General features: G+C 55.5%; 14 protein-coding genes. All 14 read right to left on the bottom strand.

From position 1 onward, the window contains the following. Positions 1-6: 6 nt before the first annotated feature. The 14 genes from AC5LBQ_RS04495 to AC5LBQ_RS04430 all read right to left on the bottom strand — a co-directional run bounded on the left by AC5LBQ_RS04495 (position 7) and on the right by AC5LBQ_RS04430 (position 19233). Positions 7-1725, bottom strand: coding sequence for a type IV secretory system conjugative DNA transfer family protein (locus AC5LBQ_RS04495; RefSeq protein ID WP_493264745.1), 1719 nt, complete (start codon positions 1723-1725; stop codon positions 7-9). After that, the gene (locus AC5LBQ_RS04490; RefSeq protein ID WP_493264744.1) at positions 1722-3275 is read right to left on the bottom strand and encodes a putative type IV secretion/conjugal transfer ATPase; all 1554 of its coding nucleotides are present in this window, start codon (positions 3273-3275) and stop codon (positions 1722-1724) included. Before AC5LBQ_RS04490 ends, AC5LBQ_RS04495 begins: the two co-directional genes overlap by 4 nt. An 11-nt stretch (positions 3276-3286) precedes the next feature. Beyond that, entirely contained in the window at positions 3287-4759 is a 1473-nt protein-coding gene (locus AC5LBQ_RS04485; RefSeq protein ID WP_366125154.1) for an SCO6880 family protein, read from the bottom strand. After that, positions 4752-5123, bottom strand: a complete 372-nt coding sequence (locus AC5LBQ_RS04480) for a DUF6112 family protein (RefSeq protein WP_295026371.1) — start codon at positions 5121-5123, stop codon at positions 4752-4754. Before AC5LBQ_RS04480 ends, AC5LBQ_RS04485 begins: the two co-directional genes overlap by 8 nt. A 97-nt stretch (positions 5124-5220) precedes the next feature. Further along, positions 5221-5502: a hypothetical protein gene (locus AC5LBQ_RS04475; protein WP_295026373.1), complete on the bottom strand. Its 282-nt coding sequence runs from the start codon at positions 5500-5502 to the stop codon at positions 5221-5223. Continuing rightward, positions 5499-7025 carry a hypothetical protein gene (locus AC5LBQ_RS04470; protein WP_295026375.1) on the bottom strand — a complete coding sequence of 509 codons (1527 nt, stop codon included), beginning with the start codon at positions 7023-7025 and terminating at the stop codon, positions 5499-5501. Before AC5LBQ_RS04470 ends, AC5LBQ_RS04475 begins: the two co-directional genes overlap by 4 nt. A gap of 12 nt (positions 7026-7037) precedes the next feature. After that, the gene (locus AC5LBQ_RS04465; protein ID WP_295026377.1) at positions 7038-7919 is read right to left on the bottom strand and encodes a hypothetical protein; all 882 of its coding nucleotides are present in this window, start codon (positions 7917-7919) and stop codon (positions 7038-7040) included. A 54-nt stretch (positions 7920-7973) separates the two neighbouring features. Beyond that, the gene (locus tag AC5LBQ_RS04460) at positions 7974-9221 is read right to left on the bottom strand and encodes a M23 family metallopeptidase (protein ID WP_295026379.1); all 1248 of its coding nucleotides are present in this window, start codon (positions 9219-9221) and stop codon (positions 7974-7976) included. 422 nt (positions 9222-9643) lie between these two features. Next, positions 9644-14314 (bottom strand): hypothetical protein, encoded by a 4671-nt coding sequence (locus tag AC5LBQ_RS04455; RefSeq protein WP_493264743.1) that lies wholly within the window; start codon positions 14312-14314, stop codon positions 9644-9646. A gap of 307 nt (positions 14315-14621) precedes the next feature. Then, on the bottom strand, positions 14622-16172 hold the full coding sequence (locus tag AC5LBQ_RS04450; RefSeq protein WP_493264742.1) for a cell wall-binding repeat-containing protein: 1551 nt from the start codon (positions 16170-16172) through the stop codon (positions 14622-14624). 306 nt (positions 16173-16478) lie between these two features. Beyond that, positions 16479-16919 (bottom strand): hypothetical protein, encoded by a 441-nt coding sequence (locus AC5LBQ_RS04445; protein ID WP_493264741.1) that lies wholly within the window; start codon positions 16917-16919, stop codon positions 16479-16481. 11 nt (positions 16920-16930) lie between these two features. After that, positions 16931-17251: a hypothetical protein gene (locus AC5LBQ_RS04440; protein WP_493264740.1), complete on the bottom strand. Its 321-nt coding sequence runs from the start codon at positions 17249-17251 to the stop codon at positions 16931-16933. Positions 17252-17578: 327 nt separating this feature from the next. Further along, on the bottom strand, positions 17579-18526 hold the full coding sequence (locus AC5LBQ_RS04435) for an LAPAL motif-containing putative phage structural protein (protein WP_493264739.1): 948 nt from the start codon (positions 18524-18526) through the stop codon (positions 17579-17581). Positions 18527-18606: 80 nt separating this feature from the next. Then, positions 18607-19233: a hypothetical protein gene (locus AC5LBQ_RS04430; RefSeq protein WP_493264738.1), complete on the bottom strand. Its 627-nt coding sequence runs from the start codon at positions 19231-19233 to the stop codon at positions 18607-18609. Positions 19234-19320: the final 87 nt, after the last annotated feature.

Raw genomic sequence — 19320 nt, 5'->3', positions numbered from 1 at the left:
TTGCGTCTAGGGTTTCATGACTGCCCACGTGTCGAGGAGTACCGGTGGTATGGCACGGGTGAGGAGTACTGCGGTTCCGTAGGGTAGGGCGCGGACTTGCGCGGCGGTGAGAACAGTTTCTTGTTTTACCGAATAGGACCGGGTTTTAGTTTTTTCGCTGATTTGCTGGGTTTGGTCGGTGACGTTGCGTTGCCCAGTCAGTTTCGAGATTTCTTCCAAGTCTTTGGAGTCTACGACCCCGCCGAGGATGATGCGGGAGGTCGCGGCTTGCCAGATGGCTTGTCCGGTGTCGGTGCCCCATTTTTCACGTGCTTGGGACAGGGATTGCAGGACAGCGCAGGTGGTGATGCCTGACCCGCCACCGGCGCTAATCATGTGTCCCAGTGAGGGAAGTGTGGCAATGTTGGCTACCTCGTCGAGTGAGAAGAACATGGGTGGTTCGAGCCTGCCAGAGGGGGAGGCGTTCGCGATTTGGCGGGCGGTGAGGTAAAAGTCCTCGACAAGCGCGGCGATAAACGCGGCGGCGAGTCCTCCTGAATCGTCAATAATGTAGAGAGTGCCGCGCCTACGGATGAAGTCCTCAACGTTTAGGGCTTCGCCCGGTGCGGGAGACACAGCGTTCATGATGGCTGGGGACATGAGGGGTTTCGTTATCGTGATTTCGAGTTGCGCCCACACGTTTGACAGGGTGCGGGGGTCTTGACCTTGCAGGGAGGCTGCCAGGTTTCTGGCCCATCCGTCAGCCGCGAGAGGGGAAGCAGTAAGGATTTCGATAGCGGCTTGAGCGTTCGTGGGTGAGGATGCCCACGTGGCGAGCAGCGGGGTACCTCCTCCGGCTATGGCTGCGGCATGGAGTAGCGGGGCAATAATTTTTTGCCCCAGAGTGGACCAGAACGAGGCATTTTCCACGCCTTTGGAAGAGTTCGCGCATAATGCTTCGGCACGACGTAACGCGGTTTCCGGGTTTTCACATCCCCCGGTGAGTGACCATTTTTGTACACTCATGCCTTGTGGTACCAGGGCAGGGTCGGTAGTGAACACGGCTATGGGTGAGTCTTTCGCCGTGCGGGCTTTCATGGTTTTTTCCATGTTTTCAGCCCGGACAGAGGTGGATACTACCGCACCGGGTGCCTGTTTAAGCATGGGGAGAACGAATCCGCGTCCCTTCCCGGATCGTGCAGGTCCGAGTAGTATCATCGAGTCCTCGATACTCATGTAGATGGTTTGTCCTTGGGATTTCCCTATCGCGTATCCCACGTCCTCGGGTCGAGGATTGTTCAGTCCTGGCCGGGTGTAGGCTCCGGTTTTCACGATGGCTTTCCCGGTGAGTTGTTGGGAAAGGTCTTGCAGAGTGGCCAGACCGGGCTGCCGGTGTGGGTCCCACTGTTTGGATTGGGGCCGTCCCGCCTTTTTCCATATCATGGCGCCGACGGCTACCAGTACACAAATCAGTGCTAGGAGTGTACAAAACAGGATCCAATAGATGTGGGTCGGAAGGTTAGTGACTTGCCACGCCACATTCGGGTGTGCCGGGTTTTTGAACAGGACGACGAGTCTGGCCAGGCTGAACTCGGGCGGTGCCTGGTTGGTGAGATAGGCAAAGAACGCGGCAGGGGTATAAAACAGGGCAGCAATAGTGAACGCTGCCGCTGCCGCACCAAGCAGCAGGTTAACGGTCATGTCGTCGCTGGTGGAGGGTGCGCGTCCGGTAGAGGGGGCTTTCATGATGCTACCTCCTGGTTTTGGTACATGTCGGGGGTCTGGTTTTCCCGGTTAATCATGGCTGCGTCCGTGTCTGTGATGGTCTGCTCGAACTCGGTACGCAAATGGTTCACAATGAATTGGCGTTGCCCGACTAGCCACAGGCCGGTGCCGCGTTGCAGGGAGGGCACCAGTTCGGAAGCGATAGAGGTCAGCCCGAGTAGGCGGGCTGTTGCCGGGATTTGGTCTTTTTCTTGCCGGTAAATGATGCGGGTGGACGTATCCGCCAGGAGACCTTCAGCCAGGGCGCGGGCGCGTGAATCGTGCTCCCCGATAGCGTCCAGGTCGGAGATACGGTGCAGGACGAGCACGTTAGAGATGCCCCAGGCGCGGGACAGTTTCCAATGGTCTTTCATCCTGTCCAGTAGGGAGGCTTCCGTGAGGAGCCGGTGGGCTTCATCATAAATAATGAAGCGCTGTCCCGAGTCCGGGTCGCGTAGCGCGCCTTCCATCCAGGCTGCGGTACAAGACATGAGTAGCGGCAGGGTGGTGGTTCCGGTAGGGAACGCTGACAGGTCCACGCTTATCATGGGGGAGGCTGCGTCGAACGAGACCGTGGAGGGACCATCGAACACGCCTGCAAGGTCCCCAGAGATGAGCCTCAGCAGGGAGTGTCCGGGGTCTTTACCCATGTCCGCTAGAGTGCCCGGTCCGTCTACCCCCGGCGGCAGGTCACTATCCGTCACGTCGGGTTCCAATAATTGTTCCACGACTTGGGTGATGAGCGGGGTAGTGTTCGCTCTGACTGTACGGGTCAGGGCGGTGGACACTGCCGTGTGTTCTAGCGGGGTCATCGGTCGGCTCAGCATGGCTTCGATAAGGGACGTGAGTAGGGAGAGCCGGTCGCGTGTGACCATAGCGTGCCATTCGTCATCGCTGATAGCGTGTCCGGTCGCGTCCCTGGAAGGCCGGGTTCCCGCATCGAGAGGGTTGATGCGTTGCCGGGAAGCCCCTCCAGGAGAAATCACCATTCCCCCGACTGCGCGAGCCAGGGAAGCCCATTCGCCTTTCACGTCCCCGGGTATATAGGTGCGTTTCCCGGTTGCCATGCCGCGTAGCGCTAAACATTTCATGATGGAGGATTTACCGGTGCCGATAACCCCGGCGAGGGCAATGTTCGGGTTAGTAACTACCCCTTTCTCATACAAGGTCCACGGGTCGAAACAGAACGCTGCCTGGGTGAAAGCGTCAGTCCCGATGAGCATCCCTTCGCTGCCTAACCCTTGTTCGGCGAGGAACGGGTAGAGCACCCTGAGGGGGCGCAGCGTGGCACGCCACGGTTTTACCCACGATTCGAGATAAGTTCGGGCGGACTCAGCATCATGTTCACCGTCTGGGGGAACATAGTCCCCAGCCCATAACGCTTTTTCTTTCGCGTGTTCTTCCGCTTTGAGTTTCCGGCGGCTTTTCGCTGCCAAACCGAGTGCGTTTTTCTCGGCTCTCAACCGGGCTTTTCGTGTTTTCTTATCTTCCTCACCTATAACGAGGCTGCCCATTGACTCCACAACGTCCACTGTCTAACCTCCTAAATCATCATTTTCTTGCGCAGCCCGCGCGCTAGAGGCAATGCCGCGATAGGGAACATGGACTCTTGCTGCCCATACATTAACCGCAGTTCACAGTTGGCCTCTGCCGCAGCGGTTTTCGCGTCCTCCACGGCTTCCCCCAGGGCGTGTTCGTCTGCCGCACTCACAGTGATTAGCCCCGCGAAACGCACATCGGTAAACCCGGAGGCGACATCGGCGAGATTCTGTGAGGCTTTTTGAGAGTCCATCGAATCCAGCACGGTCGAAATTTTTCCTGACTTGGCTTTCTCGTGTGCCCGGATTTCTTCGTTAATGACTTCCCGTTTAGCCTCTGCGAGGGCTTTTTTTCGGGGTATGGGTTCAAAAATGAGGGTGAACGCAATGCGGGTTCCGGGCCTGACCACGAGGGGTCGCAGGAAACCAGGCCATACCCTGATACCTGGCCAGACCACCAGGAAGGTTTTATGCACGGCGGAATCTGTTTGCAGCATCGTCCATTTTTCGCGCAACGCTACCGGACCGGCCTGATCTGTTCTAGCCCCCAGGTTCGGATGTTCTTGGAGGAACGGGGCATCTGCCGGGTCATAGGCGGTACGTATCATGATAGATAGTTCCTCACGAGTCAGCCAGGAGGACACCCGTAGTTTCGCGGTTCTGGCTGCGCCTTCGATAGTGCCCATGCGGGCACGCATGATAGCTGCCGCACCCGCCAGCCCACCACCATACGATTTGATAGCCCGCCCGGTGGCTCGTAAATCCAGCGAAAACACCATCAGGGTTTCGTGGCGTTCCGTCGCGGTCGTGACCGCTTCGGTTAGCTCGTCATAGGCTTGCGCAGCTATCGGGGACACAGCTTTAGAGCGCTGTTTTTCCCACCAGGTTTTCACCCCCACCCCCACGTCAGGGATGGAACGGGAAATTATTTGGGTGCGGGTAATGCCTTCGGCTGACGCAATTTGAGAAATCAGCCGTGAAAACAGGATGGAACGTTCCTCTTTTTCCGTATCGTCCAGCAGCAGGAATTCGCCGTGTTCTATCCTGGCTACCGCCACGAGGGTTTGCCGGTGCGGGTCATGTATGAACGCGGCTCCCGAGGGTGCGTCCTCTACCAGACGTAACGCTGCGGTACGGCCTGGCAGGGCGAGTGTTCCGTCAGGACGTGGAGCCAAAATTTTGGCTCGGTACCGGTCTTGCCGGGTGATTTGTTTTTGTATCATCGCCATCGCAATGGGTATCCATTCTAATAATTTCCTATCCCCGACAGGGATAAAAGCGGATAACAGCAGGGGAATATAGACAGGGGCGGACACGACGAGTGCCTGCATCCCGCCTATGAGTTGGAACGCTAAAATCACCACCAGCCCGGAAAGGACCACCGCCAGCGCGGGCGCGGCTGAAAGGCCGAACAGGAACCCGCGCGTGGACGGTGCCGGGATTAATTCCGGCTGGGGTCCTTCATCTGGTTTAGACAAGGGAGGTCAGTCCTTGCATCACGTCACCAGCCCCGGATATCGAGGAGCCAGCTTGCGCGAACCAGCGAATCAGGAACGTGGCTGCACCAACCACCAGGGCGGCACCAAGAGACACAAGCACACCGGTTTTACCGCCACTGCCCATGCCTGCCCGTCCGGTGATAGAACCGATTGCCCACGCCGCAGCGGAAGCAATCAACGCGACAACCAGCAGGATAATCACGATAGTCATACCGCCACCCACTAGTTCTTTCAGTTTGGCGATACCTGGTAGGCCGTTACCGGGACGTACCCCCGGATCCCACGAACCGTGCAGAATCTGGTTTACCAAAACGAAACCGGTCAGAGTTGGAATAGGAAACATTGTTAACTCCTTCATAGTTGGTTGAACCATCCGAACGGATAGCCCTTCATTCTTTAATGCGCAACATCCGTCAGCGCCGGTTTAGCCGGGTGGCGGGTTATCGCATGGTGGTGTCTTTGAGGAACTCGTGGGTAATCCAGGGCACCGCGAAAGGGATAACCCCGAGGATGAGCGCAGCTATCAGGCAAGCTATAGCTGTGGATTTGCCGCGTGTAGCGAGTTCACGGTTACCTGTGCCCGTACCGATTGCCCAAGCGGCAAGCGCGATAACAAACGCGGCGGTCAGCCCGATAATGCCCCAGGTTAACGCTCCTCCGGCAGCGTTCGTGAGGATATCCGGCAGCCACGAAAAATCGGGATTAATCGTGTGGGCTATCATTGTTTACCTCCAACAGGTTTACCGCTGGTGGTGTTCGTTGTCCCACCCGCTGGTGTTGGATGTGCCTCACTCGTGACCGGCTGTGAGGTGACGTTAGAGTGAGTGGAGCCGGTCGGGGTCGGCAGAGTTTGCGGGGTTTGCGCCCCTGATTGTGCCTGAATCACCTGGGTTGGGGCAGTATCCCTCGTGTTGTTCAAGTTGGGTGCCTGGGTAGGAGGTATCCCACTGACGTTACTATCGTTGATAGTCGCGTTTTGTGGGGAAGTACCCGATACCTGTCCTGACTCAAACGTGGCGGGCGTTTGTGCCGGAAGGGTTTGCGTATCCGGCAAAGCCGCTTGCGACGATACCGGGCTGGTACCAGAGAGTTCTGAATGCATATCAACATCCGGGCTACTGTACCCGCCAGGACTGGCTGAGGTTTTCCCGGATACCGGTCCCGCGTAAGGATTCGTCTTAGCTGACATAGCGGCACCCCCAGTCCTCCCCATACTGCCCGAGCCTGAGGTAAACGCCGTACTGGCGGCTCCACCAGCACTACCAGCACCCGCACCGGCTGTGGCTCCAGAAGTGGCTACACCACCGACCACGCCTGCTGCGGCTGTGGTCGGGTGGGATTTAGTGATGGCAGCTTTTATGGAACTCATCGCGTTCTTGGCGGACGTGACTGCTTGTTTCCCGGCGTGCGCGGCTTGGCGTGCCTGATAGCCGGAAGGCTGCATGGCGGCAACCACGGATTCGCCCATGAAGTCGAAAAACTTGAACGTGAACAGGGGCGCGAAACAAGCCGCGATAAACAGCACCAGGATTTGCAGGAATTGTCCAATGTCACCCAGGATGCCCTCTGTCAGTGAGGTTTTCATCATCGCGAACCCGACCGCGAGAGTCAGGAATATCGCCCATTTCGTGAAAATGACTGCCACTAGCGAAGTAATCCATTTCCTTGGCCACGCCGAGGCGGTACCCCACGCGGCACCAGCCAGGGCGATAGGACCCACCACGATTGTGACATAGAGGATAACGTCACGAATCAGCAAAATGATGAGGATCAGGATACAGACAATCACCAGGAACAACCCCACCAGCATGAGCATCAGCATGGTAGGGATAGATGTTATGGACGTGTCTGTTTTCACGGCTTGCACGGTTTTATTCATGTCCGTACCCATGACTTTGATGGTTCCCTCTACCAGGGCTTCGGACACATCGTTTAACAGTTTCACTATCGGTACCATCAGCCCGGTCCCGACCACAGCGATAAGTCCTGCTTTCACGGCAGGTCCCAGTGAGGGCACTCCCCCCATTTTCAGGGCTGTGCCCACCACGTTGAAAGTCAGAAAAATGATGATGAGAGGGATGGATACCCCCATGACGCGGGAAACCCATTCCACCAGTCCCGCATTGTCCAGGTTGGTTTTACCCACGTCGGACACCATTTTCATGGTGGTTTTCAAAATGTTAGCCACCAGGTCTAGCCAAATCCCGTACCAGATTTTGGCCATTTCAGTGATAATCCATTCCATGACAGTCCTTTCCTATTTCCGGTTGTGTTTCGGAGCATAGGTGTGGCTCAGGGCTTGCCCGTCACGAGTCTGGGTCATGGTTTCCAGATAGTTCACCCGTTTGCCGTTCTCAAACCGGGTGGACACATACACATACACTTCGTTCTCGTCGATAGCGATACTGGACAGTTCTTGCGAACCCGGATCGTCTTGCATCGCGGTGTAGCCGATTTTGAACACCCGTACTTCTGAGAAATCGACAGGACGGAAATGTTTCGCCCATAAATCGGTACCCCAATAGTCCCTGACTTCCTGCTTTGACAAGCCCACGAGTTCTTTCATCCCGGTGATGTTTATGCTGGTTTCCTTGCTTTCACCCAAATACATGAGCTGGAAAACATTGTTTTGGAACTTCGAGTCATAGTTTTCCAGCCTGCTGGTAGAAGCATCACTCATCAGGGTTTGCCACTGGGCAGTCAGTTTCTCTACCGGGAGCTTGTGTTGCACTGGTGAGGTGCCTAACGCCCCCACACACCAGCGTGCGAACACTTCCGTATTGGATAGGTCTGCGGGCGGGAAAAACAGGGCATCCGTTTCTGGCTGGACACCCTTGGGTGCCCCGGAAGCCTCGGTGAAAGTTTCGGGAACACCCTCAGGGTTAATCCCCTCGAACTGGGACGGTTCTTGAGGCTGTTTTTCGGTGATATCAATACTTTTTTCCACCTTTTTCGGTGAAGAGGGTTCCTGGTTTACCACACCGTTCACCCCCCACACGATTCCGGCAAGAAGCCCTGCGGCACACAATCCTGCCGCGAGAGTAGCCACGATTTGGCCTTTCGCGCTAGACGCAGCGAACTGGTTTATCAACTCTTCACGCCGAGCCACACGGGCAGCTTTACGTTCTTTACGAGACATGAGTATTCCTTTCAATCGGTGAACACTGTCGTTCACCCTTTAATGCGCAAATGTTTAAAACCACGGTTCGGGATTGGTATAAATCCCGTCGATTTTCAACCCGATATGTAAATGCGGTCCGGTGGAACGCCCGGTAGAACCGACTGCCCCGATAGCCTGACCCGCGTTCACTCGCTCCCCACGACGCAGGCTTGACGGGGCAACCATGTGACAGTACTCGGACATGTAATGGTGTCCGTCAATCATGCCGTGGTCAATCACGACCGAGTTCCCACACCCGCCGCGCCACCCGCTTTGCGAGACACTCCCGGCAGCTACCGCATAAATCGGGGTACCGGTAGGAGCGGGATAGTCTGTCCCGTTGTGTGCCCGCACGACTCCATCAACCGGGTTTTTCCGGGCAGGGGAAAACCGGGACGAAGGTGCAGGCATTCTCCCTAAAGGCAGGGTGAATACCCCTTTCCGGCCTTTCACGTTCTGTACCCCCAGCCCGGACAGGTCAGGGGCGAACCCGGTTCCGTCACCGCCGTGTTCACTCGCCCAGTAATGTTTGCAAAGCTCTAACGACACGTCCCCGGCACGTTCCTGTTCCTCCACACTGAACGTGACACTGTTCCCGTTACGATCCATGAACGTGGTCGGTCGATGTTTAACCACCTCAACCCATGTTCCATCAGCGCCGGTTGAACCGGACGTGTCCGCATCATTCTCCGTATGTGCAGCCTGGGTTTGTCCCGTCTCGGTAGGGAAGCTTTGCCCGAAATCCATGTTCGCTACCTCGTCACGTACCGCGACATGAATATGATCTTGGTGCGCGGCAGCGAGGGCCGCGTCAGCTGTCTTTTTCGTGGGCGTGTAATAGTAGTCGCCGTGAATCACGTTATATATGTAATATTTGCCCCAGTTATTCAATATGTGGTCGAGTATCAGCTTGGCGTTCAGGCTCCCAACAGGAACCATAATGTCAATCGCCCGCCCGGTGGGATGGAACCGCAGCGTATCCTTACGCACCCCTCCGACCACCACGCCGGGATAATTCTGGTTCACCCAGGCACGCAACTCTTTCAACGGGGGAGCCACATCCCCCGTGCCACGCCAACCTTTCGCGTCTGGATCATTACTTATCGAGGAACCAGACGATTGCCCCATCCCTGCCACCAGGTTCGCGCACACCTGTTCCATAGTCACATCATCACTGGTAGGGCTACACAAACCCCCCATAACCGGTACCGGGACACACCCCGTCAATACCGCGAGAACCGCACCCAACACCCCTAGGCGGGGTAATAAACGTTTCATCATCACCCACCCCCTGAACCTACTGACCGGTTTGATCGGTATCGCCCGAAGTATCACCAGTAGGTTCCGGGCTGTGCGTTATCGTTTCACACGTCTGGTCGCCCATTAACGGGACCGGGGTCACACACCCGGTCAAACACACTAAACCGATGAGGGCGCAAACTCCCCATCCTGCCGCTACTCTCTGTTTTTCCATCATCAACTCCTCAGAAAACGGGGCAGAACCGAGGCTCTACCCATGCCGATAGTGAAAAGACCCCACCCTAAAGCAGAGCCTTCACTCTTTAATGCGCAACATTCGTCAGCGCCGGTTGAGCCGGGCGACGGTTTGGTTTAAATCGGGTAGGGACACGGAAAAACCGTGTCCCTACCCTTTTGAGGTGACGACACTATGTGTATTTAGCGCCGTCTTTTGCGTGATGGTTTTAGCTTAGTTTGGCCTCCTCGCGTTTGCGTGCCTGTACCAGGACGAGCAGCCCGCCTACGGTGATGAGCATCATTGCTAAAGCGATGCTCTGGTAGGCGTTCACGCCGGTGTTAGCCAGGCCGGTCGAGGAGCCGTCCCCGGAACCGTCACCACGGTCGTCGGTGATGTTCACGGTTTCTTCCGTGACTCCGCAATCACCCTGGGTGAGGATTTTGCCGTCTTTGTCGAACACGGTTTCCCGGAAATGGTAGACACCTTTACGGATTACCGAATATTTGTCGGTCTGGTATTGACCCGGACCGTTCAAAGCGACTCGTTGGCTTGTCCACAGGGGGGTACCGCATTGCAGGCCGTTGTTGGTGTCGGTTTGATAGAACAGTTCGACAATCGCGTAGGCTCCTTCCGGTACCGTCCCGGTAACTTCCAGAGTGTCGTAAATGTTGGCTATCACACCGTCTTTACCGTCAGCCGGGGCCTGTTTAGCGATCGTGGTCACTTTCAGGCCGGGAGTGTTGGGGCGTACCGTGATGGTTTCCTCTTTTACCCCGCACTTGCCTTCCTTGATGATTTTGCCGTCTTTAGAGTAGACAATCTCACGGAAATGGTAAGTGCCGGCTTTATCCAGGCTGTATTCGTTCGTCCGGTATTCGCCCGCCCCGGCCAGCATGACTTTTTCAGAAGTCCAGATAGGAGCCGCACAGGTTTTCGGTTCCGTATCGGTTGCCTGATAGAACAACTGGACTACCGCGTAGGCTCCTTCCGGTACCGTGCCGGTAACAATCAGCTTGTCGCTGAGTTTACCTAACGTGGCAGGGTCACTGTTGTGAATACCAGCCTCGGTGCGTACCTCCAGTCCGGGAGTGTCCGGCGGGGTAGGCGGGGTAGGCGGCGGACCTGGCGGGGTTGGGGGTGTGTCCGGACGCGGCGGGATTACCGGCGTGTCCGGGGTCAGCGGAGTACCGGGCGCATACACCCAAGTGTTCTCGCCGGATTCCCCGACCTCGGATTCCCACAACACTTCGCAGCCTGCCGGTGGATACACGCCACCCGGCTTCGGGGTGGTGGTTGCCGGTTTGGTGATTTCTGACACTGTGAAGTGCAGTCCCCACCAGTCCTCAGCCACGTCTACGACCTCGGTCTTGAGTTTCCCGTCCGCGTCTTTGGTCTGTTTGACCAGTTCCATGCTGACTGTCCATTCACCGGGCTTATCTATCAGCCAGTCCGGTCCGGTAATAGTCGAGGGAATATCTTTGACTTTCACCAAGTCGGATTCCAAAGCCCCCCCTTGGTCAGAGAATGCCTTGAACCGGACGAACAAGTCGTCGGGTTTCCCGTCTCCTTCCAGGTTCGCGTATGGGCGTACCATGTCGCCCACGTTAGGGTTGAAATCCTTGGGTAGTCCCAGCCCACCGGTCAAAAGGGTGGTGCCTACCGGGGCAGGAACCGCTCCCTCAATCACGGTGAACGTAAACGTTGAGGTAATAACGGGTTTAGAAGTCGCGTCAAGCACGGTCGCTTCCGCTTTCCAGTCCCCGGCCTGGGTCGGGGTGAACTCGTCAATCTCGAACGCGCCTTTCGGGAAGTTCGTCACTTCCTCCAAAACCGTCTCGGTACCGTCGGGAGCGATGACTTTGGACACTATCTTGGAACCCTTCGGGTAAACCCCCGAGATTGAAGCCATCAACGTCAGTGGGGTGCCCTTCGCGGGTTGTCCTGCCTGCGGATGGGCTACCCGGATAGTGAACTTTTGCTCGGGTTTGGTTTCAGGTGCGACTGAACCCGGCGAGGAAGCTTCCCCGTCCAGGTTCTGGAAACACTGTTTCTCGCCCTGAATCAGGCGTGCCTGCCAATAATAGTAGCCATTATCGGTGGGCACTATATCCCGTGACGGGTAGGCTCCTATCCCTTTGAATGGTTCACGAGCCGGTACTCGCTTAAACAAATGCTCCGGGGTCGCTACCGGTCCCTCCCCAGCCGTGAACGGACCATACACGTCGAACACGAACCGGGAATCCTTTTTCCACGAGTCCTTGGGCTGCCCCACCACGTGTACCGTGTCACGCATAGGCTGACCGTTCTCGACACGATGATCGGCCTGAGTCCAGATAGACGGCTCTACCCGGTCTACCGTAATCCATTCATAAATATCGTCCGTGGGTGAAATGTAAGGTGCTACCCGGTCGTCGCCCTCAAAGGAGGCAACCCACCGGTAGTAGCCAGGTTTCTCAGTCACGCATTCCTTGTCCAGGAAGCCTTTCTGACCTTCCTGACCGGGACGCTCGTTAGACCATCCCACGCCCCACACTTTCTCACCAGACGGCAAGGTGCGCTCGCCCACACGCCCGTTCTTCATCGGGACCGTAATCGTACACACTCGCGGCTGGGTGTTATCCGCCGGGTTAGTCGTCAGCTTATAACGGAAAGACGCTCCGGGAAGCTCCTCATAAGGCCCATACAGAGTCATGTGGAGCTTCATGTTATCCGCCATCCAGAACGTGTCCGCTTTCCCGGGCACATTACCAACACCCTTGAACGCCCCATGATCGGGAACGATATGACTAATCGTCACATAGTCAATCGAGCGTCCACCACGATTCACGTTACGCTCATACACTTTCGAGTCCACATTCGGGGGGAACCGAATATACTCAGACTCCGAGTACTCGAACGGGGTAGACTTCCACCCGGTTTCAATCCATTCCGGGTGCGGGCCAGGCTGAGCATCCTCTACCGACCACACCCAGGTGTAAAACCCGAGACGCTCCATCGGTATCTTTTCCGCGAAGGGGATAGTGTAATCCCCCGGACCATTAGCGATAATAGTCCGGGTCGCGACCAAATCCAGGCTGTTAAACGCTTCGCCCATGTCATGTATCATCGTGTTCGAGTAATACAAGCGGCCTGTGTACTTTACCGGCTGATAAGCACCCGTAGCGTCTTTTAACCATGCCCCGTTATCGACATAAGCATGAATCCGGTCAATACCCTGGTTCTCATGATCCTCTTTCTCGTTCTTATAAAACTTGAAATACGGATAAGGCGGGCAGGTACGCCCCTCGTCAGCGCCGGGGGTCGGTTCCGGGCAAGAATAGGACGGTTGGGTAACCACCCCATGCGTCACCGGCCAATCAATCCCGGTAATATCCGGGTCACGCAACGAACCCAACGAATGCTGTACCGAAGACTTCGCTACCGGATGCATCTTCACTACCGTAGTCTCGACAGTTTCACCCAACGGGGAATGCACATCCAAATTCTTTAAATTCGATGCCGCGAGCTTAACCGGGTCTTGCATCTTTAGTGTCGCGTCCACAGTCCACGTGTAAAACCCTGCCGTTTTCGGGGTATAAACCCCGGTCGGTTTCCGCCCCGGACCGGTAAACACCAAATCAAACTGTTTACGCAAATACTGGGCAGGACGCTCCGGACCACCCGGTGTCAGCTGGGTAGTAAACGGACCAAACAACGACACCTGTACCCGTACCGGGAAAGGATGCCGCACCGTTACCGTCTGTCCCGGATGCGCCGGGTCAGCCTCAACCGTCTCATAATACGGCCACGCTCCACCATTAGGCAGGAACGCCTCCACACTATCCGACAGGCCCGTACCCGTAGTCACGACCTGAGCCGAAGCCGTAGTCCGAAAACCCACAGTCTGCTCCTCAGGCGGAGTAACTGGTTTATTGGGATTAAGATTTCCTGTTTTGTTGTTTAAGGAAATGTGTGGTGCCCAATACAGGTCTTGGATGTGACCATTCGCGTTCATCTTGTACAGGCGCGGCAGGGGCACGTTATCTTTCGCGGTGCTTACCTCGATAGTGATATCCCCGGCCTTGGTACGGCGCAGGTCAATCTTTTGCTCGTGGTCTTGCGCGGTTGTCTTAACCTGGGTAGAGCCGTCATAAAACACGGCATTACCAGACGTAATCTTGATAATGATTTCCACGTCCTGGGCTGGCCACCACGCATTTGTGTGTCCCTGTGGTTGGATACCAATGTTACCAACCTTGCCTAACTCGCCCACGTTCTTTGCCCCGGAAATAGTCGGGGCGGGCATATCCAGGTCAGCCCCTGCCCATTTCACTGCTTCTTCAGCCATCTGACGGGCGCGGGCTTTCACTGCGTCGCTCGTGCGACCATACCAGAAATGGTTGCCCGACCATACGCCCTCCATCATGTACAGAGCAATCTTGGTCGCTGCCGCCTCACCAGTGTCAGCTGTACGCCCGTAACGCGATATCACATACGCCATCTGTTTCGGCTGTATACCCCCCGCGACACTAAAACCGTGCGGGCGCTGCCCCGCATCATTCCATGTCCCGGACAGGCCAGAAAACGTGATATCGTAAGCCCCTGAATAGCTCGCGCCAGACGGTCCAGGCCCCAACAGGTGGTCTTGAGACGCACAATACGCATACTCATGATTGCGATTGTTATAGTTCCCCGGACGTGCCCCGCCATGCGGACGAGCCGTACCCTGATACCACATCTGTGGCCCGGGCGGATTCACGTTAATCGTTGCTCCCGCTTCCGGGGGCGAAAACACGGGACTGAGACCAACCCCAGCCCCCACAACCGCTAAAGCACCCAGCAACGCTAAAGGCTTACGAAACACCCTGCGCCACCCGGCACCACGCGGCAATACACATAAACCATCACGTTTACGCATATTCATTACCTCGCTTCCATATGAGAGAAAAAGAACCCGGATAGGCCCTTTCACCCTTTAATGCGCGACATCCGTCACCACACCCCCAAACCCCCAAAACCTCTAAACCGCAACGAATATCCGTGCTACTGTGTGATTTTGTGTCCAAAGAAATCCAAAGATGAGTAAAAAAACTTCATCAACAAAACATCAAAATGTGACCAATATCACAAAAATCAGAACCGGAAGCCAAAAAAACCGTAAAAAATGTTTCCGGCCTGCCCCCAAGCAGACCGGAAACCAACCCTGGATATAAAGAGTCAGGAGACTATTCAAACTCTTCAAAAAGCAGAACGTTAAGGAACCCGGAAGAAGGACTCGGGTAAACGCTTACACCCACACCAAACCTGGTGTAGGAGGGGCGTTCAATATTTGCTCGATGTGGAGGCGATTCTAGCAGCGATTGGAGAGTAGTCACTGCCGGGTTTCCGTGTCTTGTCACCTCTGTTATCCCTGTTACCCCAGTTGGACGATGCAAACCGCCATTCAAATCGGCTGTAAGGTTTTCTCCGATTATACGACCAAGCTCTGTACGCATAAACGCGAGATCGTGATCTGCATCGGTAGCTGTTCCTACTCGTTCGCAGTTTTTGCGGGCGAAAGCGTCCAATTCGGGGTCGCGGCGTAGTGGGGGGAGTCCTAGGCTTATGCGGTGTTCGTTCAAAAGCCGGGCATGTTCATCCTCAATAGCTGAGACATCATGGAGTAACGCGAAAAGCGGTTCGTTGTAGCACAGGTGCTCGTCGTAGTAGGTGGTGGGCCAGCCTTCTTTCCAGTAGCGTCCGTTTGGGTAGGCAGATCCTGCGCCGCAGTCGCCGAGGCTCGGGTTATTGCCCGGTGCCTGTATAGCGGGTTGCGGTTTCGGTTGTGGTGCGGTTGTGGTTGTGGTTGGTAGTGCGCCGGGTCCGCCGATGATGGTGGAGTTGGTGGGTTCGAGTTGGTACCAGTTGCGCCATTTTTCGGGGTGTCCGGGTTGGACGAGGTGGATGATACCGTTCGGGAATGAGGCGGCGGAGAGTCCGTCTGGCCAGTTGGTGCCGGAAACGAGGAAATGCTGGTAGTGTGCGCCGATTTCTTGGGCGTACATGCTAATGCTGAAAGAGGTGCCGTACCTGTCCTCACGACCGAGGGGTTCGCCGTCGTATCCGTATTTGTGGTGTTTGTTCCACACTGATTGGAGTGCTCCGATGAGGGTGACGTATTTAGGTGCGGGACCGAGGTGGGCGTGGATTTGATCTTCTATCTGGTTTTGGGTTTTACCGTAGGGTATCAGCAGGATGGGTCCGTCGTTGAAGGACGCGGCGGATAGTGCGTCAGGCCAGTTCCATCCGGGTACCGCATGGACTTTATCGGGGTTAGGGTAGGCGGTTTTCGCTACCAGCAGGCTGGTTTCATACCGGTCCGCCCCGGCGATGCGTTTCGCGCCGGGGAAAGCGTTGTCATAGTTTGTTGGTAATGCGCCGGGTCCGCCGATGATGGTTACGGCGGGTGTTCCCAGGGTGGCGACCATTTGTTGGGCTTTGCCCGGGTCGTTGGGGGGTACGAGCAGGATAGGCCCGTCGTTGAATGACGCGGCGGATAGTGCGTCAGGCCAGTTCTGCCCGGAGACTAGGTAGACTTTGCTCGCTTGGGGGTAAGCGGTTTTCGCTACCAGCAGGCTGGTTTCATACCTGTCCGCCCCAGCGATGCGTGGCCAGTTGTCATCTTCAGGACTGGCGGTGGCGCTGGTTGGGAATATCAGGGAAATGGTCAGAGCCATGAGGGCTGTGAAAGCTACAGTTAGGTACCCAAAACGGGTACGGGAGGTGGCGGGTTGCATGGTGAATACTCCTTAGTCCAAGGTTGCTGTTATCTGGATACGAGCGTTATTTTTCAAACGCGCGCGGACACTGTCTTTGTGTCGCAGATGCCTCGGCTGACGGCCTACATACCGCCAAGGATTCCAAGTTCCACCTACATATAATTGTACGCGTTTGTACCTGTTTGTACAGCATTTTATGAAAATTACCCCGTTTGTGAGGACAAAATCTCTGGCCAGCCAGGTTAGACTTAAAGGACAAATTGTGTGTCTGGTGGTTTAGTCCCAGATGTTGTTTAAGGGGTTGGTGTACTTTTTGACTTTCTTTCAGCAAGTTCCGCCATAATCGCTGCGGGTCTGCGGAGCACCGGGTGTGTCACTTTGTAGAGTCTGCTCAGGCATTGGAAGCTGCTCCACTGGTTGAGGAATAGCAAGTCCACCTACTGTCTGCGCCTTCAAATGCTCCAAGACATCATAACGTTCCCCGATTTCAGTAATTGTTGCAGCCTGAGCGCACCTTGAGAACCACGAAAATTTGCTTTGCAACTTTTCCAAAACACCGTAAGCCCTGGCATAAGTAATATGCTCTATGGATTCGTATCCGGAGTATTGCGTATGTGTAAAACCGTTTGCTTCCATAAATGAGCGAATGTCTGACCACGCTCGCTTGTACCCTGTGGCAGTCTGGGTCGGGTACAACTCTTTCAGTCTGCCCTCGTCCAGATCAAAGTTAAACGCAAAGCGATACTCTAAGTCCTGTTCCTCCACAGCGAACTCGCCTATGCACAAATCCGCTCTGGGAATAAATCTTCCACTATCCCTATGTAGTCAATCGGCTTTGTAGATCTCTCAAACGCAGTAAGCGAGGTAACATTCTGCATAACCCACTTCTGCCTTGAAAGAAACGACAGCGAGCGGCACTGAGATTCCACCCGGCTAGCCTCGTTGGCTTTCCAAGTGCCACGCGCCAAGCGTGTCACGCCGAACTGCTGCACATTCTTATCCACGTATTCATACAGAGTTTCAACATCGTAACCGTTGTGCGCGGCCTTCTCAGCGTCAAACTCGATTGTGAAACTCCAAGGCACAACATCCGTCATTGCGCTCACCTCCGGTTGTATGTTCTTCCCCTCGTATTCAATTCTACCAGTTTTGAGCCAGTTTACCGAGGACTCATCCTCCCCCGACTTCACCTATGTTGCTGCGGTGATACGACAGCTTGACTCTTGTTCTGCTCAATCTGCTTAAGTAGGAATACTATGACGGGGCAAACCCTTCCCCACACTGTTCAGCCCACTTCAGTATGGCGGGCTTAACAATGGTTCCAGCAGGGGCATTCACAACAACTATTTTAGCGGTATCGCTCAGGAACCTGTCTGTCTTGGGACACGAAAAGGCTACTTAAGGGGTTCCCAATCTGTTTGGGGCTAGAGTCCGGGTAGTGTGGACGGTGGCGTGTAGGGGATGATTTGATTGACTTGGATGATTCTCCAGCTTCGCGTGTGGCGGCCTTTGCCGGGTTTACGGTCAGTGATTTCGAGTTGCGCTTTGATACGGTCGCCGTTACGGAATGCAATTTTGGATTCCTCGACTTTGTGTCTGAATTCTTCATCAACCATTTCGGCTTGAAAAGCATAGGGTACGGCTTGGTCTGTATCGAGACGTGTGAAACGCCAGGGGCCGCCATCGAAGGCGATACGTTCAACCGCGAGGATAGCTTCTGTAGTTTCCGTGGTTGTTATGTCGTTGGTGGATTCCTCCGTGGGAAAAGCGGAGAGGTGTGCTTCCCGGAGTTGTTCGGTTTGGTCTCCTGCTTTGAGTTGTACCCCGTCCACGCCGTCGTTAAGGGTTGGCTGTATTACTGCCCGAATGCCCGCATTAAAGTTGTAGTTGTTCGTGATGTTCACTACGGGTCGGCGGGCTTCGATTGTTTCCCCATCTGAAAGCGTGAGTTGTTCAACATCGGGATTGTCCCTTTTTGAGTCCCTTTTGACTATGGTACGACCGGCTATGTGTTTTCCGAGTTTCACAGCTCCGAGAAGTGCTGCCCCGACAGTTCCGGCTCCGGCGACTATTTCTGCTCCGGTGGCCAGAGCTTGCGCGTTATCGGTTTGGAGTAGCCCGAACAGGTCAGTTAGGACAGAAATGTCCTGGGTGATTTTTGCATAAACAGTGAAGGAGCCTTTCTCCGTGCGGGTGATACGAATATCTGGTGTGTGTGCGTTCGGGTCGAGTTCCGTTACAGTAGCCCGTATTGCTTGAGCGTAGCCGATGAGGGCGTTACCGAAATCGGTCATGTCCATGGTTCCGTCGTTCACTGCCATGCCGTGATAGGTGAACGACAGTTCTTCCTCAATGCTTCGCCGTCGAACCATGAATCTATTATGCGCCCGGATTAAACGCAGTTTGCGATGAACACACGCCACTCCGCGAACGGGCAGGCTGCCGGGCGTGTTCATTGCTGGTCGTTTTCGGGATCGGCGATGGTGGCTGTCTGGATACCGTCATAGTCGGTGAGTATCTCGCCGATGGTGACGTGTTGTCGTTTTCCGGCTTTCGTGGTGACGGTGATGGTTTCACCGGGGGTCAGTCCGGTTCCTTTCACGGCCCAGGTGCCGTTTTCCAGGCGAGTGAAGCCGGGTTTGTCTAACACGGGTGGGTCTGGCCAATGGAAGGTCGCGGTTTGCACCCCGTCATCGTCAGTGTCGAGGATAGTTCCTACGATGACTTCCCGTTGTGTCCCTACCCTGAGGGTGACTTGGTGGGGCTGGTCAGGGATTAGCCCGATACCACGTAACAGGTAGTCGCCGGTGGTTTTGTCGTGGATGATACGGGCTTTTCCTCCCGTGTAGTCGAACTGGTCGGGTCGGGGGTTTGCCCAGGTGAAGGTCGCGGTTTTGATACCGTCAGTATCGGAAATGATTTCACCAACGATGACTTGTTTCTCAACCCTCTTCGCGGTAAACGCGGTGACTTGCGCACCCTCGGTCAGGGTGGTTCCTTGAACCAGGAACTGGCCATCTCTTTTCACGAACACGACAGCGCCCGCATCGAGCGCGCCGGAAGCATACTGGTTATCCATGATGATCCTAACTACTCAAAAAGTTCCACGCATTCCCGCCCGCACAGGTAGGAAATGTTCTCTCACCCTTTAATGCGCAACAACCGT

Source organism: Mobiluncus sp. (assembly GCF_985070215.1).
This window is presented reverse-complemented; position numbering and strand designations above follow the sequence as displayed.